Source organism: Leucobacter exalbidus (assembly GCF_017834145.1).
Taxonomy (GTDB): Bacteria; Actinomycetota; Actinomycetes; order Actinomycetales; family Microbacteriaceae; genus Leucobacter; species Leucobacter exalbidus.
Window position 1 is genome coordinate 408,928 of the sequence record NZ_JAFIDA010000001.1, and the last position, 26,679, is coordinate 435,606.

The 26,679-nt window shown below is 63.8% G+C and carries 27 protein-coding genes and 2 tRNA genes; 14 read left to right on the plus strand and 15 right to left on the minus strand.

Annotation, left to right across the window (positions count from 1 at the left end; genetic code table 11):
• Nucleotides 1-132: 132 nt before the first annotated feature.
• The 4 genes from JOF28_RS01860 to JOF28_RS01875 all read left to right on the plus strand — a co-directional run bounded on the left by JOF28_RS01860 (nt 133) and on the right by JOF28_RS01875 (nt 2,649).
• Complete coding sequence (locus JOF28_RS01860) at nt 133-627, plus strand: Fic family protein (RefSeq protein WP_209704216.1); 495 nt, start codon at nt 133-135, stop codon at nt 625-627.
• Between the two features lie 29 nt (nt 628-656).
• Nucleotides 657-1,325, plus strand: a complete 669-nt coding sequence (locus JOF28_RS01865) for a Fic family protein (RefSeq protein ID WP_209704217.1) — start codon at nt 657-659, stop codon at nt 1,323-1,325.
• 351 nt (nt 1,326-1,676) lie between these two features.
• Nucleotides 1,677-1,994 carry a hypothetical protein gene (locus JOF28_RS01870; RefSeq protein ID WP_209704218.1) on the plus strand — a complete coding sequence of 106 codons (318 nt, stop codon included), beginning with the start codon at nt 1,677-1,679 and terminating at the stop codon, nt 1,992-1,994.
• A 346-nt stretch (nt 1,995-2,340) separates the two neighbouring features.
• Nucleotides 2,341-2,649: a DUF3592 domain-containing protein gene (locus JOF28_RS01875; protein ID WP_245189828.1), complete on the plus strand. Its 309-nt coding sequence runs from the start codon at nt 2,341-2,343 to the stop codon at nt 2,647-2,649.
• An 83-nt stretch (nt 2,650-2,732) separates the two neighbouring features.
• Here the strand turns inward: JOF28_RS01875 and JOF28_RS01880 are convergent.
• A tRNA-Ile gene (locus tag JOF28_RS01880) sits at nt 2,733-2,809 on the minus strand.
• 206 nt (nt 2,810-3,015) lie between these two features.
• On the opposite strand from JOF28_RS01880, the gene JOF28_RS01885 reads away from it, so the two are divergent.
• The 4 genes from JOF28_RS01885 (at nt 3,016) to efeB (ending at nt 7,184) form a co-directional block, all read left to right on the plus strand.
• Nucleotides 3,016-3,504 (plus strand): Dps family protein, encoded by a 489-nt coding sequence (locus JOF28_RS01885; RefSeq protein WP_209704220.1) that lies wholly within the window; start codon nt 3,016-3,018, stop codon nt 3,502-3,504.
• Between the two features lie 186 nt (nt 3,505-3,690).
• Entirely contained in the window at nt 3,691-4,647 is a 957-nt protein-coding gene (gene efeU, locus JOF28_RS01890) for an iron uptake transporter permease EfeU (protein ID WP_209704221.1), read from the plus strand.
• Between the two features lie 42 nt (nt 4,648-4,689).
• Nucleotides 4,690-5,880 (plus strand): iron uptake system protein EfeO, encoded by a 1,191-nt coding sequence (gene efeO / locus JOF28_RS01895; protein WP_342452049.1) that lies wholly within the window; start codon nt 4,690-4,692, stop codon nt 5,878-5,880.
• A 2-nt stretch (nt 5,881-5,882) separates the two neighbouring features.
• Nucleotides 5,883-7,184, plus strand: a complete 1,302-nt coding sequence (gene efeB, locus JOF28_RS01900; protein WP_209704222.1) for an iron uptake transporter deferrochelatase/peroxidase subunit — start codon at nt 5,883-5,885, stop codon at nt 7,182-7,184.
• 44 nt (nt 7,185-7,228) lie between these two features.
• Here the strand turns inward: efeB and JOF28_RS01905 are convergent, their stop codons facing one another.
• From JOF28_RS01905 to aceE, 7 genes are all read right to left on the minus strand, one after another.
• Nucleotides 7,229-8,020: a glutamine amidotransferase gene (locus tag JOF28_RS01905; RefSeq protein WP_209704223.1), complete on the minus strand. Its 792-nt coding sequence runs from the start codon at nt 8,018-8,020 to the stop codon at nt 7,229-7,231.
• A gap of 119 nt (nt 8,021-8,139) precedes the next feature.
• Nucleotides 8,140-9,378 (minus strand): beta-ketoacyl-[acyl-carrier-protein] synthase family protein, encoded by a 1,239-nt coding sequence (locus tag JOF28_RS01910; RefSeq protein ID WP_209704224.1) that lies wholly within the window; start codon nt 9,376-9,378, stop codon nt 8,140-8,142.
• 68 nt (nt 9,379-9,446) lie between these two features.
• Nucleotides 9,447-9,695 carry an acyl carrier protein gene (locus JOF28_RS01915; RefSeq protein WP_017794148.1) on the minus strand — a complete coding sequence of 83 codons (249 nt, stop codon included), beginning with the start codon at nt 9,693-9,695 and terminating at the stop codon, nt 9,447-9,449.
• A gap of 81 nt (nt 9,696-9,776) precedes the next feature.
• Nucleotides 9,777-10,781 (minus strand): beta-ketoacyl-ACP synthase III, encoded by a 1,005-nt coding sequence (locus JOF28_RS01920; RefSeq protein WP_209704225.1) that lies wholly within the window; start codon nt 10,779-10,781, stop codon nt 9,777-9,779.
• Nucleotides 10,782-10,798: 17 nt separating this feature from the next.
• A complete protein-coding gene (locus tag JOF28_RS01925; protein ID WP_209704226.1) occupies nt 10,799-11,719 on the minus strand; it encodes an ACP S-malonyltransferase in 921 nt (306 codons plus the stop codon).
• Nucleotides 11,720-11,798: 79 nt separating this feature from the next.
• Nucleotides 11,799-13,004, minus strand: a complete 1,206-nt coding sequence (locus tag JOF28_RS01930) for a PucR family transcriptional regulator (protein ID WP_209704227.1) — start codon at nt 13,002-13,004, stop codon at nt 11,799-11,801.
• Nucleotides 13,005-13,012: 8 nt separating this feature from the next.
• The gene (gene aceE, locus JOF28_RS01935; protein ID WP_209704228.1) at nt 13,013-15,739 is read right to left on the minus strand and encodes a pyruvate dehydrogenase (acetyl-transferring), homodimeric type; all 2,727 of its coding nucleotides are present in this window, start codon (nt 15,737-15,739) and stop codon (nt 13,013-13,015) included.
• A gap of 250 nt (nt 15,740-15,989) precedes the next feature.
• Here aceE and JOF28_RS01940 point away from each other — a divergent pair, with 250 nt between their 5' ends.
• Both JOF28_RS01940 and JOF28_RS01945 read left to right on the plus strand, forming a co-directional pair.
• Nucleotides 15,990-16,451, plus strand: coding sequence for a peroxiredoxin (locus JOF28_RS01940; RefSeq protein ID WP_209704229.1), 462 nt, complete (start codon nt 15,990-15,992; stop codon nt 16,449-16,451).
• A 163-nt stretch (nt 16,452-16,614) separates the two neighbouring features.
• Nucleotides 16,615-16,690: transfer RNA gene (locus JOF28_RS01945), tRNA-Val, on the plus strand.
• Between the two features lie 624 nt (nt 16,691-17,314).
• Here JOF28_RS01945 and JOF28_RS01950 read toward each other — a convergent pair.
• Nucleotides 17,315-17,662, minus strand: coding sequence for a hypothetical protein (locus JOF28_RS01950; RefSeq protein ID WP_209704230.1), 348 nt, complete (start codon nt 17,660-17,662; stop codon nt 17,315-17,317).
• Nucleotides 17,663-17,831: 169 nt separating this feature from the next.
• Between JOF28_RS01950 and JOF28_RS01955 the strand changes: the two genes are divergently transcribed.
• Nucleotides 17,832-18,785: an arsenic resistance protein gene (locus JOF28_RS01955; RefSeq protein WP_209704231.1), complete on the plus strand. Its 954-nt coding sequence runs from the start codon at nt 17,832-17,834 to the stop codon at nt 18,783-18,785.
• Nucleotides 18,786-18,851: 66 nt separating this feature from the next.
• On the opposite strand, the gene JOF28_RS01960 is transcribed toward JOF28_RS01955, so the two are convergent.
• The 3 genes from JOF28_RS01960 to JOF28_RS01970 form a co-directional block, all read right to left on the minus strand.
• Nucleotides 18,852-19,994, minus strand: coding sequence for an NADH:flavin oxidoreductase (locus tag JOF28_RS01960; RefSeq protein WP_209704232.1), 1,143 nt, complete (start codon nt 19,992-19,994; stop codon nt 18,852-18,854).
• Nucleotides 19,995-20,113: 119 nt separating this feature from the next.
• Complete coding sequence (locus tag JOF28_RS01965; protein ID WP_342452050.1) at nt 20,114-20,656, minus strand: hypothetical protein; 543 nt, start codon at nt 20,654-20,656, stop codon at nt 20,114-20,116.
• 94 nt (nt 20,657-20,750) lie between these two features.
• Nucleotides 20,751-21,026: a hypothetical protein gene (locus JOF28_RS01970; protein ID WP_209704233.1), complete on the minus strand. Its 276-nt coding sequence runs from the start codon at nt 21,024-21,026 to the stop codon at nt 20,751-20,753.
• 233 nt (nt 21,027-21,259) lie between these two features.
• Here JOF28_RS01970 and JOF28_RS01975 point away from each other — a divergent pair, with 233 nt between their 5' ends.
• The 3 genes from JOF28_RS01975 (at nt 21,260) to JOF28_RS01985 (ending at nt 23,775) form a co-directional block, all read left to right on the plus strand.
• A complete protein-coding gene (locus tag JOF28_RS01975) occupies nt 21,260-21,994 on the plus strand; it encodes a CYTH domain-containing protein (protein WP_209704234.1) in 735 nt (244 codons plus the stop codon).
• A gap of 80 nt (nt 21,995-22,074) precedes the next feature.
• Nucleotides 22,075-22,593 carry a flavin reductase family protein gene (locus JOF28_RS01980; protein ID WP_209704235.1) on the plus strand — a complete coding sequence of 173 codons (519 nt, stop codon included), beginning with the start codon at nt 22,075-22,077 and terminating at the stop codon, nt 22,591-22,593.
• Nucleotides 22,594-22,680: 87 nt separating this feature from the next.
• Nucleotides 22,681-23,775: a glutathione S-transferase family protein gene (locus tag JOF28_RS01985; protein ID WP_209704236.1), complete on the plus strand. Its 1,095-nt coding sequence runs from the start codon at nt 22,681-22,683 to the stop codon at nt 23,773-23,775.
• An 89-nt stretch (nt 23,776-23,864) separates the two neighbouring features.
• Here JOF28_RS01985 and JOF28_RS01990 read toward each other — a convergent pair whose 3' ends face one another.
• Genes JOF28_RS01990 through JOF28_RS02000 form a run of 3 tightly spaced genes read right to left on the minus strand, consistent with a single transcriptional unit; the run spans nt 23,865 to nt 26,624 of the window.
• Complete coding sequence (locus JOF28_RS01990; protein ID WP_209704237.1) at nt 23,865-25,106, minus strand: MFS transporter; 1,242 nt, start codon at nt 25,104-25,106, stop codon at nt 23,865-23,867.
• Nucleotides 25,107-25,128: 22 nt separating this feature from the next.
• Nucleotides 25,129-25,776, minus strand: a complete 648-nt coding sequence (locus tag JOF28_RS01995; protein ID WP_209704238.1) for an MBL fold metallo-hydrolase — start codon at nt 25,774-25,776, stop codon at nt 25,129-25,131.
• Complete coding sequence (locus JOF28_RS02000; protein WP_209704239.1) at nt 25,773-26,624, minus strand: universal stress protein; 852 nt, start codon at nt 26,622-26,624, stop codon at nt 25,773-25,775. The genes JOF28_RS01995 and JOF28_RS02000 overlap by 4 nt, the downstream gene beginning before the upstream one ends.
• Between the last annotated feature and the right edge of the window lie 55 nt (nt 26,625-26,679).

A 26,679-nucleotide genomic window follows, 5' to 3' on the forward strand; every position in this document is an offset into this window, starting at 1 on the left:
GCTTCAGACCCAGGCTCAGGCCCAGATCATTACTTGACCCTAGGCTTCAAGCTTGGCGCCGCAATCATGTTTACTAAACGTCATTGCGGAAATGGGATGATGCTTTAATAACGTCAAGCAAAGGGAGAGGTCATGTTCACAGCACCTCCGCTCGATTCCGCCGAGCAAGCGGTCAGAGACCGCATCGAAGTGCTAAATGAAGAACTTCGGCTGCACCTTTGCCTGGGCTACAGATGGACTGGTGCTCTGCGTCGCACGACGCTGGCCAGAAATATCCAGGGCTCGAATAGCATCGAGGGTATTCTTGCCAGCGTTGATGAGGTGAGCGCGATCGCGGCGGGCGAGACTCCCGCATCGGTAAGCCAGGAGACGAGCCAAGCGCTGGCCGGGTATCAGTTAGCGATGGCCTACGTGCTGCAGCTGGCGCAGGGTGCGTTTAACTTTGATGCGTCCTTGATTCGCAGCCTGCACTTCATGGTCACTTCGTATGATCCTTCTAAATGGCCTGGTCGTTTCAGAACTGGCCCGGTGTATGTGATCCAGGAGACCACGGGGGATAACGCCCATGAGGGTGCCCCTGGCAATCAGGCAGAACCGCTGATGATGCCTTTGCGGCGGGTGCACTGAGCGGTAAGGACCCGCTGATCGCTGCGGCCATGGCTCATCTGAACTTCGTCTTGATCCATCCATTCAAGGACGGTAATGGGCGGATGGCCCGCATTATTCAAAGTCTCACGCTTGCCAAGGCCAGCGACTCAGCGCCAATCTTTATGGGAATCGAAGAGTTTCTGGGGCGTCGCACACAGGCTTACTACGATGTTCTTGCTCAGGTCGGTCAGGGGAACTGGGCAACCGCGGATCGTAATTCAGAAGCTGCACGCCCCTGGGTGCGGTTCATACTAACGGCGCACTTCAACCAGGCTTCCGAACTCAAGCATCGAATCACCTCCGCCGGCAAGGCCGCCGTCAAGATGGAAGAACTGGCCGCGGCTGCTGTTCTACCTGAGCGGGCGGTGGAGGTGCTCTCCGCTGCCCTGTTTGGTGGCACAACCACTCGATCCCGGTATCTGGCAGCTCTCGAAGAAATCGGAGAGGTTATCTCGGAACAGATGGCTTCTCGTGACCTCACGGCTCTCGTTAAAGCTGGGTTACTCGCGTCACACAGTGACAAGCGGGGCGATGGTACTCACCGGGCAAAGTGGTGCAAGAAGCGGCACGCGAGGCTGGTCTCGGTAGGGCGTGGCGCGACACTGATCCGTTCGCGAATTAGCGTCGTGGGACAGCTGGTAGTGAAGCGGGGCAGCATGAGTTGCGAGTCCAGCTAGGCTGAAGGCATGACGCACCCCCGGTATCGATTCAGCTGCACACGCACCACGGCAGTGCTGGCCACGGTAGCCGCCCTTGCCCTCACAGGGTGTGGCGCAGAAGCTCCGGGGGCTCAACCGAAATCACTTCAGGCAACAGAACCGACTACGCCCGGTGCTGTTGAAAAGATTTCAGAGCCCGCCCCAACGCCAGAAGCAGAGGAACCTCCTGCAGTGGGTCCAATACTGCCTGCCACGTGTGAAGAGGTTATTCCGTTAGAGGTAGTCAAAGGCTATTCAGAATATATCGAGTTCATGGACACAGGCGCGGCGGTTGAACCGTTGCTTGAAAACAGGCTCGGTCCTGCGACTATGGCAGCTCTGCAAGGCGGATCTCAGCAGATCTATTGCAGCTGGGGGATACCTCAGTCAGATGGTGGCGTGGATCTCGGGTTGGCGGCCATTAGCGACCAAACCGCAGCCGATCTCACGTCAGCTCTACGTGACTCCGTGTACGTTGAGCTCGACGCAATCGGCGAAGAAGTCGTATTTGATCAGGGCCCGAGCTCTGAACACAGGTACCTTGACACCATCATCATTGGGGATGGCCTGCTCGTCGTCTCCACAGGCACTCTTCAAGGAAATTTTGCTCGAGACGCCTGGGATCTGGTGACAGGGAGAACCGAGTAACGGGACTCTGGATCGGCGAGATCCCTACCCGCCCACCACGAGGCTCATGTCTTAGTAGGAATCCTATCTGAGGCGGTCGAACGCGTGGCAATACACCCCGCCAGAAGCGGCACCCGTGGCGTAACTGTCCTGCTTTTGGGATGAGTTCACGAAAAGGGTTGCGCATGGTTAAAACATGCCGCGCGCCGATTTATACTCGTGAAATGAAAACTAACTTCTGAGATGGTTTGAGCGTTGCCCTCGATGGTGTGGGCATACTCATCGGCGTCGTGGCCTGATTAGACGCCTGCGGGAATCTGTGCATATCGTCTCGAGCTGGCCGAGGGCGAACGCAACCATCACCGAGGTGAAGCATTTCCCCGCCATTCTCGAAGACAGCACGCCATCAGATCACGGGGTGTACGAGTTCACGACGCCAGAGGGGGCCGTGTTTACGGGGTACGACGAAGAGCCCGTGGAATCAAATCCCGTGGCCGGCATGAAGATGGAGGTCGCGTACGACCCGGCGAACCCCAGCACGAGCCACCACACCAAAAATATCAAGAAGCGAATCGGTGGTTGGTTTCTGATCTTCGTAGTGGTCGACGGAGTGCGCTTCGTCTGTGCCTACCTGCTGTTTGCGGTGGGCATCAGCACATTTATGCAAGCAAGGTGAGCTACCAGGCCTGATGACTGAAACGCGCATCAGCATTTAAAGAGAATCTGAAGCCAACTGAAATAGTTGAGCATCATTGCATTTGGTAGGGCAGGCGGGACTTGAACCCGCGACCGAACGATTATGAGTCGTGTGCTCTAACCAACTGAGCTACTGCCCCAAGACAACCCCTTCATCTTACTGGATCGCATCGCCCCGTTTGTACAGGCCGTGGGCGTGCCGCCAGTCTCGTTGGTGGCCGAGTTGAGGGGGCCCGAAGATGTTACGCACGGCGACAAAGCCCAGCCTTACCTAGCTTGCGCGCATTTCAAAAGGGCGTAGCGTTAGGGGTGTTCGCATATCGGCGACAGTGAAAGGAACACCTCGATGGCCACCAAGCAGATCACCGTTCCCGCAGCGCAGGGCGACCTTCATCGCCCCACCGGCGTTGCTCAGTACTTGACCCCCGTGGTCCACGACCTCGTGGCACTTGCCGTGAATGGCAAGCAGGCGCACTGGCACGTGCGCGGCGAAAACTTCATTGGCGTGCACGAGTTTCTCGATGAGATCGTGGCGCACGCACAAGACGGTTCAGACACGGTCGCCGAGCGCATCGTGGCTTTGGGCTTGCCCCTCGATGCCCGCATTGGCACGGTTGCGCAGCGCACAACGACGCCGCAGCTGAGCGACGGCTTCCAGCCCTCGAACGTGACGGTACGCGAGATCGTGGCGCAGCTCGACGCAACCATTGCCACCGTCTACGCCGCAGTGAAGGGCCTCGACGACGTCGACCTCGTCAGCCAAGATATCGTGATCGCGTTGGCCCAGCAGCTCGATAAGGATCGCTGGTTCCTCGTTTCTCACTTCGCCGAGTAACTCTTTCGGCGCTCGAAGCGCCCAGGCTTCACCTCAAGCGGGTGTGATCTTCACAGATCACACCCGCTTTTTGCTGCCCACAGCACCGAATTGGCCGTGAAGCGAGTCATCACCCAAAAATCGTGGTACGTTTTTCCAGTAAGGCACGCCTTACTAACATCACATGTTGAGGGAAGGTGAGGGCCGATGCTCGGAACTCTATTGATCGGCCTGCGCGAGGGGCTCGAAGCCGCGCTCGTCGTGAGCGTCTTGCTGGCCTGGGCAAGCCGCACCGGGCGCCCCGATACCGTGCGCAAAATCTGGCTCGGCGTCGGCAGCGCCGTCGCACTCTCCCTCATCATCGGCGCCACCCTCACCTACGGCGCCTATGGGCTCTCGTTCCGTGCGCAAGAAATCATCGGCGGCACGCTCTCGATCGTCGCGGTCATCATGGTGACGTGGATGGTGTTCTGGATGCTGCGCGCCGCCAAGGGCTTCAGCGGCGAACTGCACAGCAAACTCGAACGCGCCGGCACCGGCTGGGGGATCGCCGCCATCGGCTTCATCTCGGTGGGCCGCGAAGGCATCGAAACCGCCCTGTTCATCTGGGCCACGACCCGCGCCAGCGACGTCTCACCGCTCGTCGGATTCGTTAGCGCCGTCTCGGGGATCCTGGTGGCGGTGCTGCTGAGCTGGGCGCTCTTTAGAGGCATGATCCGGATCAATCTCACACGGTTCTTTCGCTGGTCTGGCGTGCTGCTCATCATTTTCGCGGCCGGCGTGCTCGCCTATGGCATTCACGACCTACAAGAAGCCGGCGTGCTGCCCGGCCCGTTCGCCCTTGCGCCCGCTGGCGCGAGCGCGTTTGTCGCGCAGTGGTTTGGCGAGAATGCGTGGGCATTTCGGGTGCCCCACCTCATTGCCCCCGATGGCATCGTGGCGACCCTGTTGAAGGGCACGCTCGGGTTTGCCCCCGAGATGACGCGCCTCGAGGTATTCGCTTGGTTCGCGTACCTCGTACCCACTCTCATCGTATTTTTGCGCGGCTCATTCGCGTCGCAGAGTCGCAAGCAGCGGGCAGCAGGGCGCGCTGACGCTGCCGCGGCCGACGGCGCTGCCGGTACTGAAGCCGTCGCCGCGCAGCAAGTCGCACTGTCGGCCTAACCTACTTTCTTTCACCCACCAACTACCTCATAAGGATCTTCCGTGCACCACAAGTACGCCCTCCCCGCGACCTGCGCGGCCGCCGCTGCAACGATGCTGCTGCTCACCGGCTGCGTGCCCAATGCCGCGCCCAGCGCGACGAGCATTGCCGTCACCTCCACCGACACCGACTGCGTGGTCGAGACCGCGACGGCCGCGGGTGGCACCATCACGTTCACGGTTAAGAACGACGGCAAGAAGGTGAGCGAGTTTTATGTGCTCGGCAGTAACGAGCTCACCATCGTGGGTGAGGTCGAGAACATCGCCCCCGGCGCAAGCCGCGACCTCACCATTCAGGCCGGTCCCGGTGACTACTTCACGAGCTGCAAGCCGGGCATGATCGGCGCCGGAGTGGGGCAGGCCGCCTTCACCATCACGGGCGATGAGGTGCAGACCAGCCCCGAAGAAGAAGCCATCGTTGCGCAGTACATCGCGTATGTGAAGGCGCAGAGTGAAGAGCTCGTGCCGCAGGTGCAGGCGTTCGTTGCGGCGTATGTGGCTGGCGATGACGCCGAAGCCAAGCGGCTCTTTCCGATCGCCCGCATCAACTACGAGCGCATCGAGCCCACCGCCGAGCAGTTTGGCGACCTCGACCCCAAGATTGACTACCGCAAGCCGGGCGCCGATGAAGAAGGCCTGCCCTTCACCGGGTTCCACCGCATCGAGATGGATCTGTGGAACGAACAGGCTGTCGCCGCAGGCCGCTACACCGGCGACGATGATCTCACCCCGCTGACCCCCGCCGAACGCAAGGTCGTGGGCGACCAGTTGGTGGTTGATATTACCGAGCTCAAGGACAAAGTCGCGAGCCCCGAGTTCACGCTGACCCTCGCCGATATTACGGAGGGCGCGAAGGGGCTGCTCGATGAGATCGCGGCCCCCGATGGCAAGCTTCCCGGCGAAGAGAACGAGTTCTCGCACACCGATCTCTACGACTTCACGGCCAACGTTGAGGGCGCCCAGGTCGCCCTCGACACGGTGCGCCCGCTCGCGGCGGGCGACCCCGAGCTCGTGACCGAACTCGACGACCGCTTCGCGAGCATGCTCGAACTGCTTGCGACCTACGGCTCCTACGAGGATGGCTTCGTGTCGTACGACACCGTCACACAGGCCGAACGCAACGATCTCGCGGCGGCGCTCACGGCGCTGAGCGAGCCGCTGTCGCGCCTCACCGCTGCGGTCGTGCAGGGCTAACGATGGCCGTGCGTCCCACTAGGCGAGGGCTGTTCGGCCTCGCAGGCGCCGGTGCCGCCGGCCTCCTCGTCGGCGGCACCGGCGGTATCGCCGCGGCCGGGGGAGTGCCCGGCATCGCCGGGGTGCCCGCGCTCTCGGGTGGCCGAGACGGTGGCCGCCAGGCCACCGTGCCGTTTTATGGGGCGCACCAGGCGGGCATCGTGACGCCCGCCCAAGACCGGCTGCACTTTGCTTCGTTTACGATGCTCGCCGGCACCGGCCGCGACGACCTGATTGCGCTGCTGCGCGACTGGAGCGAAGCGGCCAGCATGCTGACCCAGGGCAAGCCCGTGGGCACCGGCGTCGAACCAGACTCACTGCTGCTGCCGCCCGATGACACCGGCGAGGCTGAGGGGCTCGGATCGGGCCACCTCACGCTCACCTTTGGCCTTGGCCGTGCACTGTTTGTGGGCGCAGCTGACGATGCGGGTGAGGCTGATCCGTATGGGATCCGGGGTCGCTTGCCTCAGGCATTTGAGCCGCTGCCGTCGTTCGCCTTCGACCTGCTCGCGCCCGGCTACACCGGGGGCGACCTGTGCGTGCAGGCGTGCGCCGATGACCCGCAGGTTGCCGTGCACGCGATACGTAATCTCGCGCGCATCGCCGCGGGCCGCGCCCACCTGCGCTGGAGCCAGCTCGGGTTCGGCCGCACCGCATCGACCTCGCGCGCGCAAGACACCCCGCGCAACCTCTTCGGGTTCAAGGATGGCACCGCGAACCTGATGGCTGAGGATGATGGGGAACTCGCCGAGCACCTGTGGGCGGGTGACGAAGCTCCCGAGTGGCTGCGCGGCGGCAGCTACCTCGTGGCCCGCAAGATTCAGATGACGATCGAGTCGTGGGATCGCTCCTCGCTCGCTGAGCAAGAGCGCATCTTTGGGCGCACGAAGCTTGCGGGCGGGCCGCTCTCGGGCGGCGAGGAATTCACGGAGCCCGATTTTACTGCCCCGGATCCCGAACAGACGGCGCAGCCCGCGATTGACATCGCGGCCCACATGCGCCTCGCACACCCCTTGCACAATGGCGGGGCGCGGATGCTACGCCGCGGCTATAACTACGTCGATGGCTCGAATGAGCTCGGTCAGCTTTCTGCCGGGCTGTTTTTCATCTCGTATCAGCGTGACCCCGCCACGTTCGTGCGGGTGCAGCGGTCGTTGAAACCCGATCTACTAAACGAATACATCAGGCACATTGGCTCGGGGCTGTGGGCGGTGCCTGCGGGCGCGGCCCGCGGCGAGTTTATTGCGCAGGCGCTGTTCGAGTAGGGCAGGCTGGGCGAACGGTCGCGTCGGGGCGCCGGTAACAAAGGTTAGACGGAGAACAGCGCGTCTTCGTTCAGCGGCTCTTCAGCGATCGCCTCAGTACCACCCGATGAGATGTACTCCTCGACGAAGCGGCCGAGCACCATGTGCGATGCGCGCACATCTGCGCGTTCAACGCCCTCGATGATCGAATCCACTTCGCTGGGTTCGAAGTAGCCGTGATTGGCGTAGGTGCGCACCCTCGATGTGAACGAAGCGGTGTCGAGCTCGGGGTGAAACTGCGTCGCGTAGACATTGCGGCCCACCCGAAAGGCCTGCACTGGGCAGCTGGGTGAGCTGGCGAGCACCACGACCGAATCGGGCACCTCGCTGATCGCTTCCTTGTGCCCCACAAAGGCGTCGAACGTGGCGGGCAGCTGGTGCAGCAGCGGGTCGTGTTGGCCGGCCTCGGTGAGGCTGATGCGCATCGCCTGTGAGCTCTCGCCAAACGTGCGGTCGACCTTGGCGCCCTGGTGCGCACCTATGGTGCCAATGCCGTAGCAGACACCCAAGAACGGAAAGTCGATGCGCACGACCTCGGTGAGCAGCTCGGCGAGCTCAGCTTCCACCCGCAGTTCGGTGGGCGACTTGCGTTCGGCTGGCTCGCTCACCGTAAACGGGCTGCCCGCCAAGATGATGCCCGAGTAGGCCGAAAAGTTGATGGTGCCCAGGGGGCCCGACTCAATGCGTCGCCATTCAAGGTCCTCAGGGAGGAGGCCCGTGAGGCGACAGTAAGCCGCATGTTCGTCTGCGGCCTCGGTGTCTTCACCACGCGTGGTGATGAGCAAAAAAGGCTTCATATCAAGTACCGTATCGCGCGACCGGTCGCCGCGCATGCGTGAGACGCCGCGGCCGCAATACTCCGTAACCCGTGATGGTGTGGAATACTGCGGCCGCGGCTGAGGTGAGTGGCTAGAGACTAGTTGTACGAGCGGATCGCGACAACTGCGTTGTGGCCACCAAAGCCAAACGAGTTGGAGATCGCGAGCTGCGGGCCATCGCCCAGTGCCTGCGTGTCACCCGACACCGAAAGCAGAATCGCCGGATCCTGCTCGGTGAGGTTGATCGTCGGGGGAGCGATGCGGTTCTTGACCGCGAGCACCGCGAACATCGCCTCGAGTGCACCGGTGCCGCCGAGCAGATGGCCCGTGGCACCCTTCGTGGCAGAGACCGGAATCTCGTGGACGCGATCGCCAAACACGCGCTTGAGGGCGGTGTACTCGGCGATGTCGCCCACGGGAGTCGACGTGGCGTGCGCGTTGATGTGCGTCACATCATCGGCGGTCGCGCCGGCCTGCTGCAGTGCCATCTCTACGGCACGGCTTGCGCCCTTGCCCTCGGGCTCAGGAGCCGTGATGTGGTAGGAATCTGCGGTCACGCCGCCGCCGGCGATCTCGGCGTAGATGTGTGCGCCGCGAGCGAGTGCGTGCTCTTCGGTCTCGAGTACGAGCGCTGCGCCACCCTCGGCCATGACGAAGCCGTCGCGGCTGATGTCGTAGGGGCGTGATGCCGTTGCCGGGTCATCGTTGCGCTTGGACAGCGCCTGCATCGAGTTGAATGACGCGAGCGTGATGGGGTGGATCGCTGCTTCTGAGCCGCCGGCGATGACTACGTCAGCGTAGCCCGCCTGCAGGTGCTCGTATGCGTTGACGATGGCCTCGGTGCTCGAAGCGCAGGCCGATGCGACGGTGCGCGCGTAGGCGCGGGCGTCAAAGTGCATCGAAACCGCAGCTGCGGGAGCGTTGGGCATCAGCATGGGCACGGTCAGCGGCAAGACGCGACGCGGGCCCTTCTCACGCAGGGTGTCCCACGCGTCGAGCAGCGACCACAGGCCGCCGATGCCGGTTGCCCAGTCGACGCCGAGGCGATCGTTGTCCAGCTCGGTGATGCCCGCATCAGCGAACGCCTCCATTGCTGCGATCAGGGCGAACTGGCTTGAGGGGTCGAGTCGCTTTGCCACGGGGCGCGCCAGCACGTCGGTGGGCTGCACCTTGGCCTTTGCTGCAAAGGTTACGGGCAGTGCGTACTGCTCAACCCAATCGAAGTCCAGGGACTTTGCTCCGGAGGCTCCGGCGAGGAGAGCGTCCCAGCTTTCGGGTGCGGTGCCACCAATGGGGCTCGATGCGCCGATACCGGTAACGACAATCTTCTTCGTCATGTGTGAGTGCTCCACGTAGGTGAAAAGTTTTGGAGGCGGGGCGCTATTGCGCCCCGCCAGGGAAATGCTTAGGCCTGAGCCTTGACGATGAAGTCCACGGCGTCGCCGACGGTCTTCAGGTTCTTGACCTCTTCGTCGGGGATCTTGACGTCGAACTTCTCTTCGGCGTTGACGACGATGGTCATCATCGAGATCGAGTCGATGTCGAGGTCATCGGTGAACGACTTGTCGAGAGCCACGACGTCAGCCGCGATTCCGGTCTCGTCGTTGATGAGCTCGGCGAGTCCTGCGAGGACCTCTTCGTTGCTGAATGCCATTGTTGTTTCTCCTTGAATATGGGTTGAGGCTGTAAAAGTTTACGGGGTGGCCTGGCGCCCAGGCGCAGGCCACGCGCGAGGTTACGGGATCTCGACGATCTGGGCGCCGAAGACGAGACCGGCGCCAAAGCCGATCGTCAGGGCGAGCCCACCCGAGAGCTCGGGGTGTTCCTCACGAAGTGCGTGCATGGCCAGCGGAATCGAGGCGGCAGAGGTGTTGCCCTGCATCTCAATATCGCGTGCGATGACGACTGACTCGGGCAGCTTCAGCTGCTTCGCGAGCTCATCAATGATGCGCATGTTGGCCTGGTGGGGGATGAACGCGGCCAGCTCTTCAGGTTTGATACCCGATTCTTCGAGCGTGCGGCGGGCAACCTTTGCCATCTCCCAGACGGCCCAGCGGAAGACCGTCTGGCCATCCTGACGCAGGGTCGGCCACGCCACCTCGGTCGGGTTCGCGCGGTACTCTGCGAACGTGGAGGTCATGCGAATGGTGTCCCAGCGCTCACCGTCTGAACCCCAGATGGTGGGGCCAATGCCGGTGTGGTCGCTCGCGCCCACCACAACAGCGCCTGCGCCGTCGGCGAGCAGGAACGAGATGCTGCGGTCGGTCGGATCGATGACGTCAGAGAGCTTCTCGGCACCGATCACGAGCACGTTCTTGCAGTTACCGGCGCGCACGAGCGCGTCGGCCTGACCAACGGCGTAGACGTAACCGGCGCAGGCTGCCGAGATGTCGAACGCTGCGGCGGGGGTGAGGCCGAGACGGTGCGCTGCGAGTGCCGCCATTGACGGCGTCACGGCGACGTTTGAGATCGTCGAGATGATGACGCCATCGATCTCGCTGCGGTCGAGGCCCGACTTGACGATGGCTTCTTCGCCTGCGGCGACCGCGAGGTCGACTGCGCCGATGTCTGAGCTGGCGCGGCGACGCTGCACGATACCGGTGCGCTGGCGAATCCACTCGTCAGAGGAGTCGATGGGGCCCACGATGTCATCGTTGGGCACGTCGATGTCGCCGCGGGCGGCACCGATGGAGAGAATGCGCGTGTGCGCGGGGCCTGTCGGCTGAGTGAGGGAAGCCATGAGAATCCTTTCAGGGCCTAGTTGGCCGAATCGGCAATCAGCTGAATCGCAGCGTCGAGGTCAGCTGGAGTCTTGACGGCCACCGTCGGCACACCCTTGAGGGCGCGCTTGGCGATACCGGTGAGGGCTCCGGCGGGAGCAAGCTCGATGAGGCCGGTGATGCCGGCCTCCTGGAAGCTCGCCATGCAGGCATCCCAGCGCACGGGGTGCGCAATCTGGGACACCAGCAGCTCCAAGAATTTGGGGCCCTCGGTGACGAGGGTACCGTCTGAGTTAGTCCATAGCGGGCGATCCGGATCAGCGACCGAGACGCCAGCAGCAGCCGCAGCGAGCGTCGGCACCGCAGACGCCATGTAGTCGGTGTGGAACGCGCCAGCGACCTGCAGCGGGATCACGCGGGCGCCGCGCGGGGCATCCGCAGCCAGCGCAGCGAGCGCCTCGGGGGAGCCGGCGGCGACGGTCTGCCCACCACCGTTGCGGTTGGCGGGGGTGAGGCCGTGGGCCTGAATCTTCGCGATCACGTCGGCCTCGACGCCACCAACCACCGCGGCCATGCCGGTGCGCTCGCGCCCAGCGGCCTCAGCCATTGCGCGGCCGCGGGTGCCCACCAGGGCAAGTGCGTCGCCGTCGGTCAGTACGCCAGCAGCAGCAGCCGCCGCATACTCACCCACTGAGTGGCCGGCGACGCCGACGCCCGCGAGTGAGGTGCGTGCAGCCAGTTCACGCCACGCCAGCAAGCTGGCAGCAACGATGAGGGGCTGTGCCACCGCGGTGTCACGGATCGTGTCGGCGTCACTGACGGTGCCGTGCGTGGCGAGGTCAACACCCGAGCGCTCAGAAGCGTCGGCGATGAACTCTTGCGCACCGCGCAGTTCAAGCCACTCATTCAAGAAACCGGGAGTCTGGGAGCCCTGACCCGGGCAGGCGATAACAATCACGCTTTACAGTTTCTCAGATGAAGGGCCGAATCACTGCATATAACCCACCATAAAAAAAGCAATTCATTGTATGAAAGCGTTATTTCTTGGGGATTTGCGTGCGGCGAGGGCCATGTTGGGCGATAGAACCGGCAATGAGGGCCGACTGAAGGATGAGGGCTTCGCGCGCGCCGGTGGCGTTCCAGCCGATCAATTCGGTGACCTTTTTGAGGCGGTAACGCACCGTATTGGGGTGCACGAAGAGTTCACGAGCGGTGGCTTCGAGCGAGCGGCCGTTGTCGAGGTAGCACCACAGCGTCTCGAGGAGCTCAGTGGAGTGTGCCAGCAACGGTTCGTAAATCTGCTCGATCAGCGTGCGCCTCGCGAGTCCGTCACCCGCGAGCGCGCGCTCGGGGAGCAGATCGTCTGCGCCCACCGGGCGAGGGGCGTGTCGCCACGACCGCGCCACTGCGACGCCCGCGAGCGCGGCACGCGCACTGCGCGACGCCTCAATCAGGTTCGCAACGGTGGGGCCGAGCACCAGCGGGCCCTCTGAGAAGCCGGGCTCGAGTCGCTCAGCGATCTCGAGGAAAGTAAGGGGGTCTGCGACCGCACCCGAGTGGGTTTGTTGCGGGCGGGTCTGTTCGATCCGGCCCAGCACGAGCACGAGCCGGGTGCCCTGCAAGCCGATGAGCACATCGGCTCCGGCGTGCCGGGCGTTACGCCTGAGCTGATCGACATCGACGACGCGATCGGCAGAGCCCACGAGCACCGCGACCTCACCGTCGCCGTGCCAGCCGAGCGCCGCGATCCGGCTCGGAAGTTCATCGTCGCTCTCGCCCGTGAGGATCGAGTCGACCACCAGCGCCTCGAGGCGCGCGTCCCACAGACCGCGCGCCTCGGCGGCGCGAGCGTACACGTCAGCCGCCGCAAAAGCGACGTCACGTGAGTAGTGGAGGATGGCCTCGCGCAGCGCTTCACTGCGCGGGGCCACCCGATCCTCAACCACCGAGACCACCACGCGGATCAGCTGCAGGGTTTCCTGCAAGCTAATCGAGCGCAGCAGCTCGCGGGGAGCCGCGCTGAACACGTCAGACGCGATCCACGGGGTTGAGGTCGGATCCTCATACCACTGGATGAACGAGGAGATACCCGTCTGTGCAACGAGCCCGACCGCCGACCGTCGACTGGGCGGCATGTTGCCGTACCACGGCAGCGTGTCGTCGAGTCTGGTGATCGTGCGGGTAGAGAGCTCGCCCGTGATGGTACGCAGCCAGGCGAGCTCTTGCTCCTTCGTTCCCTCCATATGAGTGGTTATGCCTCCCCGCCGGCGCCACCGGTAGTACCGGCGTTGACGTCGAGCAGGCGGTACTGTGCAGCGGCACGACGCGGCACATCGGCCGAGATCTTGCCCTGCATAGCGAGGCGCTGCAGCACCTTCACGATGACCGACTCGCGGTCAATGTGGAAGAAGCGGCGAGCGGCAGCGCGAGTGTCAGAGAACCCGAAACCATCGGCGCCGAGCACCGAGTAATCGCCGGGCACGAACTGGCGCACCTGATCGGGAACCTCGGTGGACCAGTCGCTGACAGCAACGACGGGGCCCTCAAAGCCCTGCAGCTTCTGCGTCAGGTACGGTACGCGGGGCGTCTCATCGAGGTGCAGGTAGTTGTGCTCCTCGGCGGCAATGCCATCGCGGCGCAGCTCAGACCAGCTCGTCACGCTCCATACATCAGCGTTGACGCCCCAGTCGCTTGCCAGGATCGCCTGTGCTTCGCGAGCCCACGGCACAGCAACGCCCGAAGCGAAGATCTGCGCCTTGACGCCGTCGCCGGTGCCCGGGCTGACGAGGTGGATACCGCGCACGATGCCCTCGATGTCTGCATCTGCAGGCTCGGCGGGGTGCACGATCGGCTCGTTGTAAACGGTCATGTAGTACATGACGTTGGGGTCGGGGTGCACGCCACCGTACATGCGTTCAATACCCGAACGCATGATGTGACCGATCTCGTAACCGTATGCCGGGTCGTACGAGACGACTGCGGGGTTGGTGTTCGAGAGCACGAGCGAGTGGCCGTCAGCGTGCTGCAAGCCCTCACCGGTCAGCGTGGTGCGGCCCGCGGTGGCGCCAATGATGAAGCCACGTGCCATCTGGTCGCCGGCAGCCCAAATTGCGTCACCGGTGCGCTGGAAACCGAACATCGAGTAGAAGATGTAGATCGGAATCAGGGGCTCACCCTGCGTCGCGTACGACGTGCCCACGGCGGTGAATGCCGCGGTTGCGCCAGCCTCGTTGATACCCACGTGCAGCATGACACCCTGCGGGCTCTCCTTGTAGGCGAGCAGCAGTTCGCGGTCAACCGACGCATAGTTCTGGCCGTGCGGGTTGTAAATCTTCGAGGTGGGGAAGTACGCATCCATACCGAAGGTGCGCGCCTCGTCAGGAACGATGGGCACGAAACGTGAGCCGAAGCCCTTGTCGCGCATCAGATCCTTCAGCATGCGCACGAACACCATCGTGGTCGCAGCTTCCTGCGTGCCAGTGCCCTTCGATGCAATCGCGTACGACTTCAGCTCGGGCAGTACCAGCTCGGTGTGCTCGGTGCGACGCTCGGGGACGTACCCTCCGAGCGCACGACGGCGATCGAACATGTACTGGATCGCCTCGTGCGAGTTACCCGGGTGGTAATACGGCGGCTTGTAGGGATCAGCCTCAAGCTGCGCATCCGTAATGGGGATGTGCATGGTGTCGCGGAACGTCTTGAGGTCATCAAGCGTCATCTTCTTCATCTGGTGGGTCGCGTTGCGGCCCTCGAAGTGGGGGCCCAGGCCGTAGCCCTTGACCGTCTTCGCCAGAATCACCGTGGGGCGACCCTTGTGAGCCAGCGCCTCAGCGTAGGCCGCGTACACCTTGCGGTAGTCGTGCCCACCGCGGCGCAGCTGCCAGATCTCATCGTCAGACATATCTTCGACGAGGCGAGCGGCACGCTCGTCCTTACCGAAGAAGTTCTCGCGAATGTACGCGCCGCTCTCGGCCTTGTACGTCTGGTAGTCGCCGTCGGGCGTCGTGTTCATGACGTTGAGGAGGGCACCATCGGTGTCGCGCTCGAGCAGGTCATCCCACTCGCGGCCCCAAACAACCTTGATGACGTTCCAGCCGGCGCCACGGAAGAAGCTCTCGAGCTCCTGAATGATCTTGCCGTTACCGCGCACCGGGCCATCGAGACGCTGCAGGTTGCAGTTGATCACGAAGGTGAGGTTGTCGAGGCCCTCGTTCGCTGCGACCTGCAGCTGGCCACGGCTCTCAACCTCGTCCATCTCGCCATCGCCGAGGAACGCCCACACGTGCTGATCCGAGGCATCCTTGATGCCACGGTTCGTGAGGTAGCGGTTCGTCTGCGCCTGGTAGATCGCGTTGATCGGGCCAATGCCCATCGACACGGTGGGGAACTGCCAGAAATCGGGCAGGCTACGCGGGTGCGGGTAGCTGGGAAGGGCGTTGCCCTCCTTCGACTTCTCCTGGCGGAATCCGTCGAGGTCTTCCTCTGAGAGGCGACCCTCAAGGAACGCGCGGGCGTAGATGCCGGGGGAGGCGTGACCCTGGATGAAGATCTGGTCGCCGCCGCCCGGGTGATCCTGGCCGCGGAAGAAGTGGTTGAAGCCAACCTCATACAGCGAAGCAGCCGACGCGTACGTCGAGATGTGACCGCCGACGCCAACGCCGGGGCGCTGCGCACGGTGCACGGTAACTGCTGCGTTCCAACGAATCCACGAGCGGTACTGACGCTCAAGTTCTTCGTTGCCGGGGAAGGGGGCTTCATCGCCTGCGGCGATGGTGTTGACGTAGTCAGTCGTCGGGACCATCGGTACGCTGAGTCGCAGTTCGCGCGAACGCGCGAGCATGCTCGTCATAATCTCGCGACCGCGAGCGGGGCCACGTTCGTCGACGACGGCGTCCAGCGACTCGCGCCACTCTGTGGTCTCCTGTGGGTCTACATCTACGCGATCCGGTGCATACGGATCCTGCGGGTTCACAGCCAAGATTAGGGCTCCATTCACCATGAGTCTGTGCCGGGGATTAGCGCGGGGTTTAGCGCTGGGCGGGCACGGGCGATCCCGCCGATTCGCGGGCCATCTACCAGACTAGCGAATGTCGCCACAAAAAACGGATTCCTGTAGTGGAAATCATCAGATTCCGAACAAGATTCGTCTCACAGAGTAAGCCGCGCGGTGGATAAGGTGGTGTGACCGAAGAATTTGATGGCGCGCGAGCGCCTGGAATGGAGATCACATGTCACTCGCAGTAGGTACGCAGGCCCCCGATTTCACGCTGTCGGATCAGAACGGTGAATCGCTCACGCTTTCAGAGCTCGTGGCCGAGGGCCCCGTGGCACTCGTATTCTTCCCCCTCGCTTTCTCGGGCATCTGCACCAGCGAGTTGTGCGAACTGCGCGACAACCTCGCAATCTTCGCCGATAGCAAGGTGCGCCTCGTAGGCATCTCGGTTGACTCGGTGTGGACGCTGAAGGCATGGGCTGCAGCTGAGGGCTACGAGTTCTCGATCCTGTCTGACTTCTGGCCGCACGGTGGCGTTGCCAAGGAATTTGGTGTGTTCGTTGACGAGGCCGGCATCTCGACCCGTGCAACGTTCGTCATCGGCGAAGACCGCAAGGTGCTCGCCGCCTTCGAGACGGCCCCCGGCCAGGCTCGTGACTTCGCGTCGTACCGCGAGGCAATCGCAGAACTCGCGTAAGTAGTGCGTTTTGCCGGGGGTGGGCTTCGCTTGTGCGAGGCCCACCCCCGGCACATAAAACCGCGGAATCTCGCCGAGACACGCGAGGGTTACGCCCGATTGGCGCAGGGTGCGCGAACCCTCATATGATTATGGAGTTCGCAAGGACAAAACAACTCAACAAGGGCCTGTAGCTCAGCTGGTAGAGCGCCACGTTTACACCGTGGATGTCGTCGGTTCGATCCCGGCCGGGCCCACCAAATCAAGACCCTCACTCTTCGGAGTGGGGGTCTTTTTAGTTTCAGGGTGTTTCGGCGCAAGTTCTGTACCGCTCGACTTATCTAAGACTTCGCGGTTTTCGATTCATGGGCTATTGACCGCGGTGAATCGAGGCTGCCTCTTGGGAGTGCTTACGCAAAGCCGATAACACGGCGCTTCGGATTACCACCCACAGTACGATTAAGCCGACGGAGGCCGCCACCAGCCCGAAAACGACACCGAAGATATTGATCCAGAAGAAGTTTCCATGCCGGAAATCATAACCACTCCCATGGCACTTTGGGGGTTCCCGGCTTGGACGGTATTGAATCGGTATTTGCGGAGCTGAATGCGCGGGGTGTGGGCCGTGGCCCGGGAAACCCGGCCCATCTACTCAATTCTTGGCAGATCAGCGTCGTCGGGGCGTCGCCGCAGTATTTTTTGGCGCCGAAGACTGCACCAACTTCGGAACTCTCACTAACTCCGGAGCGATCTGGCGCCAGGGCTCCGGAATTACTGAATACTCCGGAGCTAGTGACTGCGAGTCCAAGCTTCCGCTGGCACCGACGCAGAAGCTCACCCATTCTTAGGGCAGATCAGCGCCGTGCGCCCCTTGGGCTACCGGCCTAGTCGCGACGAAATGACTGCAGCGTCTCTGCGAGCTCCCGCGTCGCGTTCTTCTGAGATCTGCCAATGGCGGTGACGGCGATCGGAAGCAGCAGCCCCGATACGCCTCCGGCCATTACCGAGAGAGAAAGCGTGCGCCCCGCCTCGAAACGAATCTGAGCTGTGTCGGTCAGTTCGTTCAAAGTCGGTGCAAGTGCTTCGTCGCCGACGACCTTGATGATGTCTTTCCTGGCCTTGGCAGCGTCAAAGTTTGAGTGTTCAACTCCCGTAGATATACCGATGGCGATTCCAGCCACAATGACAAGGAGTGGAAGTGCGTACAGAACGACGAGGGCAGGGTTTCTCATGCTTTCAGCCTATGGCCATAGAAACACGATGAAAGACAAAGAGAGACGAGAAGCTCTCGTAAAGGCCAGCACCAGCCCCCATGCAACATCAACCAGGCCGCGCGCCGCCCCAACTCCGCGGGCCTAGGCTGGGTGATCTAGAGAGCCTCACGCCCTAAGGAGCCCGCCCATGGAACGCCTGCAAGTACCGTTGTACTTCGCAGCTCTGCTAGTGGGGGCGCTCGCGGGGCTCGGCATCGCCCAGCTCGCGGTCGCCCCGGTGCTCGCGATGCTACTCTACGTCACGTTCTTGGGGCTCCCGTTCGCGCAGATGCGGCGGGCCGCCCGCGACTGGCGGTTCCTCGCCACCCTGCTGGTGGTCAACTTTGTGCTGGTGCCCCCGGTGGCTTTCGCGCTGTCGCGCTTCATTGCGCACGACCAGGTGCTGCTCGTGGGTGTGTTGTTTGTGTTGCTGACGCCGTGTATCGATTACGTCATCGTGTTCACGGGGCTTGCCGGGGGAGCCCAGCAACGGCTGCTCGCGGCGACTCCGCTGCTCATGCTCGCCCAGATGCTTTTGCTGCCCGTGTACCTGCGATGGTTTCTGGGGGCCGAGCAGGCAAGCGCGATCGACCTCGCCCCGCTCGCCACGGCGTTCGTGCAGTTCATCGTGTTGCCCCTCGCCGCCGCGGTGCTCACGCAGCTCGCGGCCGCACGTTGGCCCGCTGCCGCCGACCTCATGCGTGTGGGGTCAGCTGCCATGGTGCCCCTCATGATGATGCTGCTCGCCGCCGTGGTCGCCGCCCACATCTCAGGCATTGGCGCGCACCTGGGCAGGCTCGCGGCGGCCGTGCCGCTGTACCTGCTGTTCGCCGCGATCATGGCGGTCCTTGGAGCTTTAGCGAGCCGGGTGGCGCGGCTTGATCGCCCCGGATCCCGCGCCGTGCTCTTCAGCGGCGTGACCCGCAACTCGCTCGTGGTGCTGCCGCTCGTACTTGCGTTGCCCGCACCGTTTGAGCTCGCCGCACTGGTTGTGGTGACGCAGACCTGTGTCGAGCTCGTGGTGATGGTGGTGCTGGTGTGGCTGATTCCGCGACTGAATCGAGGCCACAGCAGGTCAGCAGCGTCTCGTTACAGTGTGTAACGACTGCGTGCTTACGCAGCGAGCGACAGGGGCTTGCGCCGCACGCGGAGCGGCAGACCCCGCGCGTTAGAACAGTTCTTCTTCGTGGCTCTTCTCGTAGAGGCGAATCTCATCCAGGCGCCGGTCGCGCAGTTTCGCTGTCCAGGTGGGCTCAGAAAGCACTGCGCGCCCGAGCCCCACGAGGTCGAATTCGCCCCGCTCAAACAGCTCAATGAGTCGGGCCAGCGACAACGAGGGCAGCTCAGCATCGGCGCCAAGGAAGGGTGAACCGACGCCCACTGAGCCCAGCGCAATTGTCGGTAATCCCGTCAGCGATTTCGTCCAGCCCGCGAGGGTGCGGTCGTCTCCCGCAAACGCCGGCAGCCAGTACCGGCGGGTCGAGACGTGAAACGCGCTCACTCCAGCAGCTGCCAGCGGAGCGAGCACCGTGTCGAGCTCCTGCGCGGTACTGGCGATCTGCGCATCAAAGTCAGCGCCCTTCCACTGTGAATACCGAAACACGACGGGAAAATCGGGGCCCACGGCATCGCGCACGGCTGCGACGACTTCTTCGCTGAGGCGGGTACGTGCGGCAATGCTGCCGCCGTAGCGGTCGGTGCGCTGGTTGGTGCGCGACCACAAGAATGCATCGAGCAGGTAGCCGTGTGCACCGTGCAGTTCGACGCCATCGAAGCCGATTTCTTTCGCGGTGAGGGCTGCGCGCGCGAACGACGCGATGATCGCGTCGATATCGGCGAGCGAGGCGGCCCGGCCAAAGGGTGCGCCGTCAGAGCCAAGCCCCGACGGACCGATGGTGGGGGATTCGGGGTGCGGGCCCGACCACTCGTGCCGCGTGACCCCGATGTGCCACAGCTGCGGAAAGATGCGGCCTCCCACCTCGTGCACCGCGTCAACTACGTGTTTCCAGCCCGCGAGGGCATCTGCGTCGTAGAAGCGTGGCACGCTGGTGCTGCCCCCGGCCGATGGATGGTCGATATAGGTGCCCTCGGTCACGATGAGGCCCATGTGCGCGGCGCGGCGACGGTAATACTCGGCGACTTCGGGCCCGGGCACACCGCCCGGCGAGAACCCGCGGGTCATGGGCGCCATCACGAAGCGGTTCGACAGCGCGGCATCACCGAGCGTGAACGGCGTGAACAACGGCGAGGGGTCTGCGTCATCGAGCAACGTCGTGGCGAGCGAACGAGACTGGGCGGTCGAGAGCGTCATATCAGCCCAAACCGCGCACCGGGCCGCCCTATTCCCACGCGATCCCGTGTGACGCTGTGTGACGCGGCAGGCCGCGTCGTCAGCGCGGGGTCAGCACGGCGCCAGCAAGGTTACCGCGGCTAATTCGCGCCGAGCGGCGGGTGAATCAGCAGCTCCGACCGCTCCCGCACATACGCCTGCAGCGTCTGCGCACCGTCGAGGGGTGCCCCGGCGCGCCATCTGACACGCAGCTCGCCCCCTGAAATTCCCACGGGCAGCTCCGGATCATCGCCCAGCGTGTCATCGAGCTCGATGCGCACCGCATCAAAGTTCACGGGCGTGCCCACGGGGTACCCGCCGTTGAGGGCCGCGGCGGCGAGTTCGCGCCGCTCCTCACGCGACTCCGACTGGTAGCCGGGGCGCCCGCGCTCGGCGGCCCGCGTTGATCCGGACAGCGCATAGAGCGCACCGTCAGTGGTGAGCAGCAGTGTGCCGAGGCGCCATGCGTCGCCCAGCGGGCGCATTGTGGCGGCGCGCATTATCAGCAACCGCCGCCTGGGGGCCACGTACTCGGCAAGGGCTTCTGTCGGCACTTTGGCAAGCTGCAGCGCCTGCACGGTGCTGCGGCACGTTTCGCTCGCGCGCTCCAGAAGCGCCTGCCGGTCGATGTTACGGTTCTCCACCAGGTCAGTGTATCTAGTGGGCGTCCCACGATCAGCCTCTATGTACCAGTCACCCAGCCGGATAGCAGTGTCCGAGTTGCGATCCAGGCCTGTTCTATTTGAGTTTTGTCTTGACCTTTGTCATCGCATCGAACTTAGCCATTTCGTAATGATAAAGATGGCTGGTAACTTCACCGCTCACTTTGTCGACAAAATATGTTGAATTGCCAACAGGGCTGATCTCAATATCTCCCATGACCACTCCGGCAAAGTGCGGCACCAGATAGTGCTCCTCGTCTTCCAAGGCGTGCCCCCGGAGCTGCAGTGTTTGTCCTCGATCAGCGAGGTACTCTCGGAGAATCTCAACGGCTTCTGGGTAGGAAATCTGCAAGGGACGGCCTTTCTTTGTGCCGAGTGAAGCATCACAAATTGTCAGATGTGCACACTGCGTTATTGCGCAGTCATGCTTGTGGCTGCGGCATGTTACGAACTCGCATGGCCAGTGTTGAGCTTGAACTATTCCGCACTAAGAATATGCGCAGCCGTTGGGAACCCAACATGGTCGCCTGGGCTAGAGGTGCAGCACTCCAGTTAGATCCGGGCGCGCGGCCATACACTGGAGGGGTGACTCATGAATCAGCTCAAGAATCAATGGAACTCGAGCGAAAGTACGAGGTGTCAGGCGACACCCCGCTTCCCGCCACCGCAGCTTTTGCGGCCGCAGGTTTCACCGCGTCAGCGCCCCAAACCCACGAGCTGGTCGCGACGTACTTCGATACCCCGGGCCATGATCTCGCTACCCGCGGCCTCGCGCTGCGGTCGCGGGCTGGCGGTAAAGATGCCGGCTGGCACCTCAAGGAACGCACCCCCGAGGGGGTACGTGAGCTGGGCTGGGAGCCGAGCACCACGATGCCCGCGGGCGTGATCGCTGAGCTAGGCGCGCGCATCGGGGAGAACGCCGCCCTGGTGGCCCCCGCCGCCGAGATTCGCACTACCCGCGTCATCACCATGCTGCGCGAGATTGCTGCTGCAACGGGCTCGGCCGCCGATACCGCAGCCGCCCCCGAGGTCATCGAGCTCGCAGACGATCAGGTGCTGGCGATCGACCATGTTCAGGGTGTGCGCCGCGCCTGGCGCGAGTGGGAAGCCGAGCTGATGCCCGGCGCCGACGCCGCGCTGCTCGACGTCGTGGAGCCGGTGTTGCTGGCCGCGGGCGCAACCCACTCGCTTAGCTTCGCGAAGATCGCCCGCGCCACCGGTCAGCTCAGCGCCGCTGCCCGAGCCGCCGGCGCCACCGCAGCCCAGCTGGCCGCACTCGCTGAGCTCGACGTGACAGACCGTGCGGCCGCCCAGGAATGAAACGTGAGGCTGCACGTTAGCCTCCAGTGGGGGTCGCACCCGCGACCCAACCATCAACTTGAGATATTAGGGGTGCCCGCATGACGCGAGTGGTTGCAGAGGATTCAGAATCGCGCGAGACGGTCATCGGCGCTGAAGCGCTGAAGCGTTCGTTCCGTGAGCACCCGGCGGGGGTATCGCTGATTACCGCGCACACGGCGGCGGGGCCCGTGGGGCTCACGGCGTCGAGCGTGGCGTCGGTGGGTATCGATCCGCCCGCGATCTCGTTCTCGGTCACCCGCGCCACCGGCAGCGCCGGCGGCATCTTGAACGCTGAAACCTACCTCGTGCACCTGCTTGATTCGCGGCACGCTGAGATTGCGCAGTCGTTTGCCGTCTCGGGTGCTGAGCGCTTCACCGAGGAGCAGGGGTGGGAGACGCTGCCCACGGGCGAGCCCTACCTGCCGGGCACCCGTGCCGCATTGCGCTGCCGCACGCTGCACTCACTCGCCGTCGGCTCTTCAGTCGTCGTAGTCGCCGAAGTGATTGATGCGGTCTTCCAAGAGCCCGCAGCGCCGCTCGTCTACGTGGATCGCAAGTTCCACACGCTGCCCGCCTAACTCCGCGTCGACGTACGACGGACATCGGGCAACCCACAACGCCGTACACACTCACAGCCGTATCCACTCACCACAGAGGAGCACGACATGACTGAATTTGCTGCCAGCTATGTAAACGCAGGCGAGTCGTTTGAGCGCGACACGAACTACATCGAAGACCGCATTGTGCAAGACCCGGTAGCGGTGCGCGCCCTGCCCGCCCCGCCCGAGTCGAAGATCGGCACCCTGGGCTTCGGGCTCAGCGCAGGCGCTCAGGCCTGGCCCGTCGAATCGGGGCGCTACCGCCTTGTGGCGGCACCGGCGTGCCCGTGGGCGAACCGCACCGTCATCGTGCGCCGCCTGCTCGGCCTCGAAGAGGCGATTTCACTCGGCCGCCCCGGCCCCATTCACGACGCGCGCTCGTGGACGTTTGACGTTGATCCCGGCGGCGTTGACCCGGTGCTGGGCACCGAGCGCCTGCAGCAGAACTACTTCAAGCGGTTCCCCGATTACCCCCGCGGCATCACGGTGCCGGCGATCGTCGACATCAAAACGGGTGGCGTCGTCACGAACAACTACCCGCAGATCACGCTTGATCTGTCGACCGAGTGGCGCGAGTTTCACCGCGAGGGTGCCCCCGATCTGCTGCCCAAAGAGCACCTCGATGAGATGTGGCCGATCATCACCCGCGTGTTCACCGAGCTGAATAACGGCGTCTACCGCTGCGGCTTTGCCGGCAGCCAAGACGCCTACGATGCCGCGTACGCGCGTTTGTGGGAGGCGATGGACTGGCTCGAGGAGCGTCTCGCGACACACCGCTTCTTGCTCGGCCCGGTGATCACCGAGGCCGATGTGCGGCTGTTCACGACCCTGGTGCGCTTCGATCCGGTCTACCACGGCCACTTCAAGACGAACCGCAACAAGCTCACCGAGATGCCCCACCTGTGGGCGTACGCGCGCGAGCTGTTCCAAACGCCCGGCTTCGGCGACACCGTCGATTTCGTGCAGATCAAGCAACACTATTACGGCACGCACCTCGACATCAACCCGACGGGTATCGTGCCCGCGGGCCCCGATCTCGCGGGCTGGCTCGAGCCCCACGGCCGCGAACGCCTTGGCGGTTCGCCGTTCGGCGACGGCTCGGCTCCGGGCCCGGTGCCCGCGGTCGATCGCGTGCTGGCGGGCCACTCACCGCTCGTCTAACGAGAAAGATCCGGATCATCGGGGCGCTGGCCTCGTTGATCCGGATCCCGGGGCGTACGCCCCCAAGCAGCTTGCGCAGCTTTGCCTCGTTACTCCTCGCCCATAACGGGGAGGCCGACCGTGTTGAGGCTGCGGGCTTTGTCTCGGCGCTCGACCGCGATGCTCGTGATCGCGAGCAGCAGGCCGAGGATCGCGAGAATCACGCCCACCCAGCCGGGGGCGCGGTAGCCGAGGCCGGCCGCAATCACGGCACCGCCCAGCCACGCACCGAGGCTGTTGCCGACGTTGAAGGCGGCGTGGTTGATGGCCGCGCCGAGCAGCGCCGACTCGTGCGAGATGCGAATGAGGCGGGTCTGAATCGTGGGGATCAGCGTCGACGACGTTAGGCCGATAAAGAACACCGAAATGATGAGGCCCACGGGCGTCTGCGCGACGAGTGAGTAGACCGCGAGCGAAATGATGAACGCGGTAAAGCCCACCATGATCGTGCGGGTGAGATCCTTGTCGCTGGCCCAGCCACCGAGGAAGTTACCCACGGTCATGCCGACGCCGAGGCACGCGAGCACCCAGGGGACCGTGTGCTCTCCGAGGCCGGTTTCGCGGGTCGTGACCTCGGCGATGTACGAGTACACCGCGAAGAAGCCGCCAAAACCCACGGCGCCGACAGCCACCATGATCCAGACGCGCATGTTCGCGAGCGCCGAGAGCTCCTTCATGGGGCTGCGGGTGTGGTCGCCGGGGTAGCGCGGCAAGAAGAACAGCGCGAGCATCAGCGTCACCGCGAAGATCGCGGCCACCAGCACGTATGCCGAGCGCCAGCCCGAGGTCTGGCCCAGCCAGGTGGCGAGCGGCACACCAATCACGTTGGCGATGGTGAGGCCCGACAGCGCGAGCGCCACCCCGCGGCCCTGCATGCCCGGGCCCATGATGCGGGCGGCGATCAGCGAGGCGACACCGAAGTAGGCGCCGTGCGGCAGCGCGGCAATAAATCTAAAGATGGCGAGCGTGCCGAAGGTGGGCATGAACGCCGATGCGACCGAGCCCAGCACAAATAGGCCCAGCAGAATGAACGTCAGCCACGCCTGCGGCATGCGCGCGGCGAGCACCGCAAACACCGGTGCACCCACCACCACGCCGAGGGCGTAAGCGGTGATGAGCACACCGGCGCGCGCAATCACGGCCTGCGGGTCTGCGTCATAGCCCGGCAGCAGTTCGCGGGCAATATCGGGCAGCAGGCCCATGCTCGCGAACTCCGTCACCCCGATTCCAAATCCGCCGAGGGCGAGAGTAAACAGCGCAATCGCGCGGCGTACAGGGGTGAGCGGAGCCATGCTGGCCTTTCAAACGGGGGAGTTACCAGCCGCGTGAGCGCCAGGCCTCCATTTCAGGAAATTCGCGTGCGATTGAGGTCTCATCACCGTGCCCCGGCAGCACGCGTGTGCTCTCGGGAAGGGTGAACAGCTGCCCGTCAATCGACGAAAGAATGTCGGGGAAGCTCGAGTAATCCCACCTCGTGGCACCGGGGCCTCCCTGGAACAGGGTATCGCCCGTGAGCACCGTGCCGAGACCAGGCAGCGCGAAACACACCGAACCCGGGGTGTGACCCGGGGTGTGCAGCGTTACGACCTCGGTGCCCGCGACGCCAAAGACGGCGCGGTCTGCGAGCTCGAAATCGGGCATCGCATCACCGTGGGTGAGCTCCCACAAAAAGAGATCTGCCGGGTGTAGATAAATGTGAGTGTCGAGCGCCGCGGCCGCGGTGCGGGCCGCGTTGATGTGGTCCTCGTGGCCGTGCGTGAGCAAAATACCCAGCACCTCACGCTCGGCGACCGCCTTTTCGATGGCGGCCGCGTCGTGACCTGCATCGACGACAATCACCTGGTCGTCGTTACCGACGAGCCAGACATTGTTGTCGAGGGTGAGGCCCTCGGGAGGGAACCCCGGGGAGCCTGCCCCAACGTTCCCTACCGTGATGAGTCGTTCGATACGTGCGTCGGTCATGCTGTGGCGCGGGTCACGATGACGGGGCAGGGCAGGGCCTGCAGTACGCCATGGCTGACCGAGCCGAGCAGCAGGCGCGAAATACCGCCGCGCCCGCGGCTGCCCACGACGAGGGTCTCGACCTCTTCGCCCACTTGCACCAGCGCGGCCACGGGCGGCGACTGCACGATGCGACGCTCGATCGTGAGATCGGGGTAGCGCTCGGCGAGCCCCGCGACACCAATAGCGATGGCTTCTTCGGCCGCCGAGCGCTGAGCTTCAACGAGCTCCTCGCTCCACAGGTACTCGAGACCCGGGGTGAGGGGCGCCATCCACGCGTAGACTGCGATCAACGGCACACCGCGCATCGACGCCGCCTCGGCGGCGTACGCGATGGCGACCTTCGAGGCTTCAGAGCCATCGATGCCCACCGCGATACCGGCGCCGGGGGAGACCTCGTGCTTGGGAATCACCGCGACCGGGCAGTGCGCCGTCGCGGCGGCCTTCACCGCACGCGTGCCGAAGAACGAGCCGGCGAAGCGGCTGCCACTGTGCGCGCCCAAGATGAGCAGGTCGACGCGCTTTGAAGCGGCTTCGAGCTCGGCGATGGGGTGACCCACCACTGCGGTGCCTGTGATATTGCCGGTGAAGCCCAGTGTCTTTGCATATGCCGTCTCAGAGTCGAGCATCTGCTGCGAAGCCTGCTGCGCTTCAGACAGAAATGCGACGCTCTCAGACAGGAACGAATCGTCGGCAACATGGAGCAGCTCAACGTCAGCGTTGCGCTCTGCAGCGCGTGCGAGGCCCCAGGCCAACGCAACGCGACTGTGCTCCGATCCGTCGACTCCAATGAGATACTTCTCGGCCATGATCGGTCCCTTCTCGCGGGTGCAAACGCCTAATATGACGTCCTACATACAGACT

Coding starts and splice junctions, on each gene's coding strand:
- JOF28_RS01860 (WP_209704216.1), top strand. CDS start 133: ATGTTCACAGCACCTCCGCTCGATTCCGCCGAGCAAGCGGTCAGAGAC.
- JOF28_RS01865 (WP_209704217.1), top strand. CDS start 657: ATGGCTCATCTGAACTTCGTCTTGATCCATCCATTCAAGGACGGTAAT.
- JOF28_RS01870 (WP_209704218.1), top strand. CDS start 1,677: ATGGCAGCTCTGCAAGGCGGATCTCAGCAGATCTATTGCAGCTGGGGG.
- JOF28_RS01885 (WP_209704220.1), top strand. CDS start 3,016: ATGGCCACCAAGCAGATCACCGTTCCCGCAGCGCAGGGCGACCTTCAT.
- efeU (WP_209704221.1), top strand. CDS start 3,691: ATGCTCGGAACTCTATTGATCGGCCTGCGCGAGGGGCTCGAAGCCGCG.
- efeB (WP_209704222.1), top strand. CDS start 5,883: ATGGCCGTGCGTCCCACTAGGCGAGGGCTGTTCGGCCTCGCAGGCGCC.
- JOF28_RS01905 (WP_209704223.1), bottom strand. CDS start 8,020: ATGAAGCCTTTTTTGCTCATCACCACGCGTGGTGAAGACACCGAGGCC.
- JOF28_RS01910 (WP_209704224.1), bottom strand. CDS start 9,378: ATGACGAAGAAGATTGTCGTTACCGGTATCGGCGCATCGAGCCCCATT.
- JOF28_RS01915 (WP_017794148.1), bottom strand. CDS start 9,695: ATGGCATTCAGCAACGAAGAGGTCCTCGCAGGACTCGCCGAGCTCATC.
- JOF28_RS01920 (WP_209704225.1), bottom strand. CDS start 10,781: ATGGCTTCCCTCACTCAGCCGACAGGCCCCGCGCACACGCGCATTCTC.
- JOF28_RS01930 (WP_209704227.1), bottom strand. CDS start 13,004: ATGGAGGGAACGAAGGAGCAAGAGCTCGCCTGGCTGCGTACCATCACG.
- JOF28_RS01940 (WP_209704229.1), top strand. CDS start 15,990: ATGTCACTCGCAGTAGGTACGCAGGCCCCCGATTTCACGCTGTCGGAT.
- JOF28_RS01950 (WP_209704230.1), bottom strand. CDS start 17,662: ATGAGAAACCCTGCCCTCGTCGTTCTGTACGCACTTCCACTCCTTGTC.
- JOF28_RS01955 (WP_209704231.1), top strand. CDS start 17,832: ATGGAACGCCTGCAAGTACCGTTGTACTTCGCAGCTCTGCTAGTGGGG.
- JOF28_RS01960 (WP_209704232.1), bottom strand. CDS start 19,994: ATGACGCTCTCGACCGCCCAGTCTCGTTCGCTCGCCACGACGTTGCTC.
- JOF28_RS01980 (WP_209704235.1), top strand. CDS start 22,075: ATGACGCGAGTGGTTGCAGAGGATTCAGAATCGCGCGAGACGGTCATC.
- JOF28_RS01985 (WP_209704236.1), top strand. CDS start 22,681: ATGACTGAATTTGCTGCCAGCTATGTAAACGCAGGCGAGTCGTTTGAG.
- JOF28_RS01990 (WP_209704237.1), bottom strand. CDS start 25,106: ATGGCTCCGCTCACCCCTGTACGCCGCGCGATTGCGCTGTTTACTCTC.
- JOF28_RS01995 (WP_209704238.1), bottom strand. CDS start 25,776: ATGACCGACGCACGTATCGAACGACTCATCACGGTAGGGAACGTTGGG.
- JOF28_RS02000 (WP_209704239.1), bottom strand. CDS start 26,624: ATGGCCGAGAAGTATCTCATTGGAGTCGACGGATCGGAGCACAGTCGC.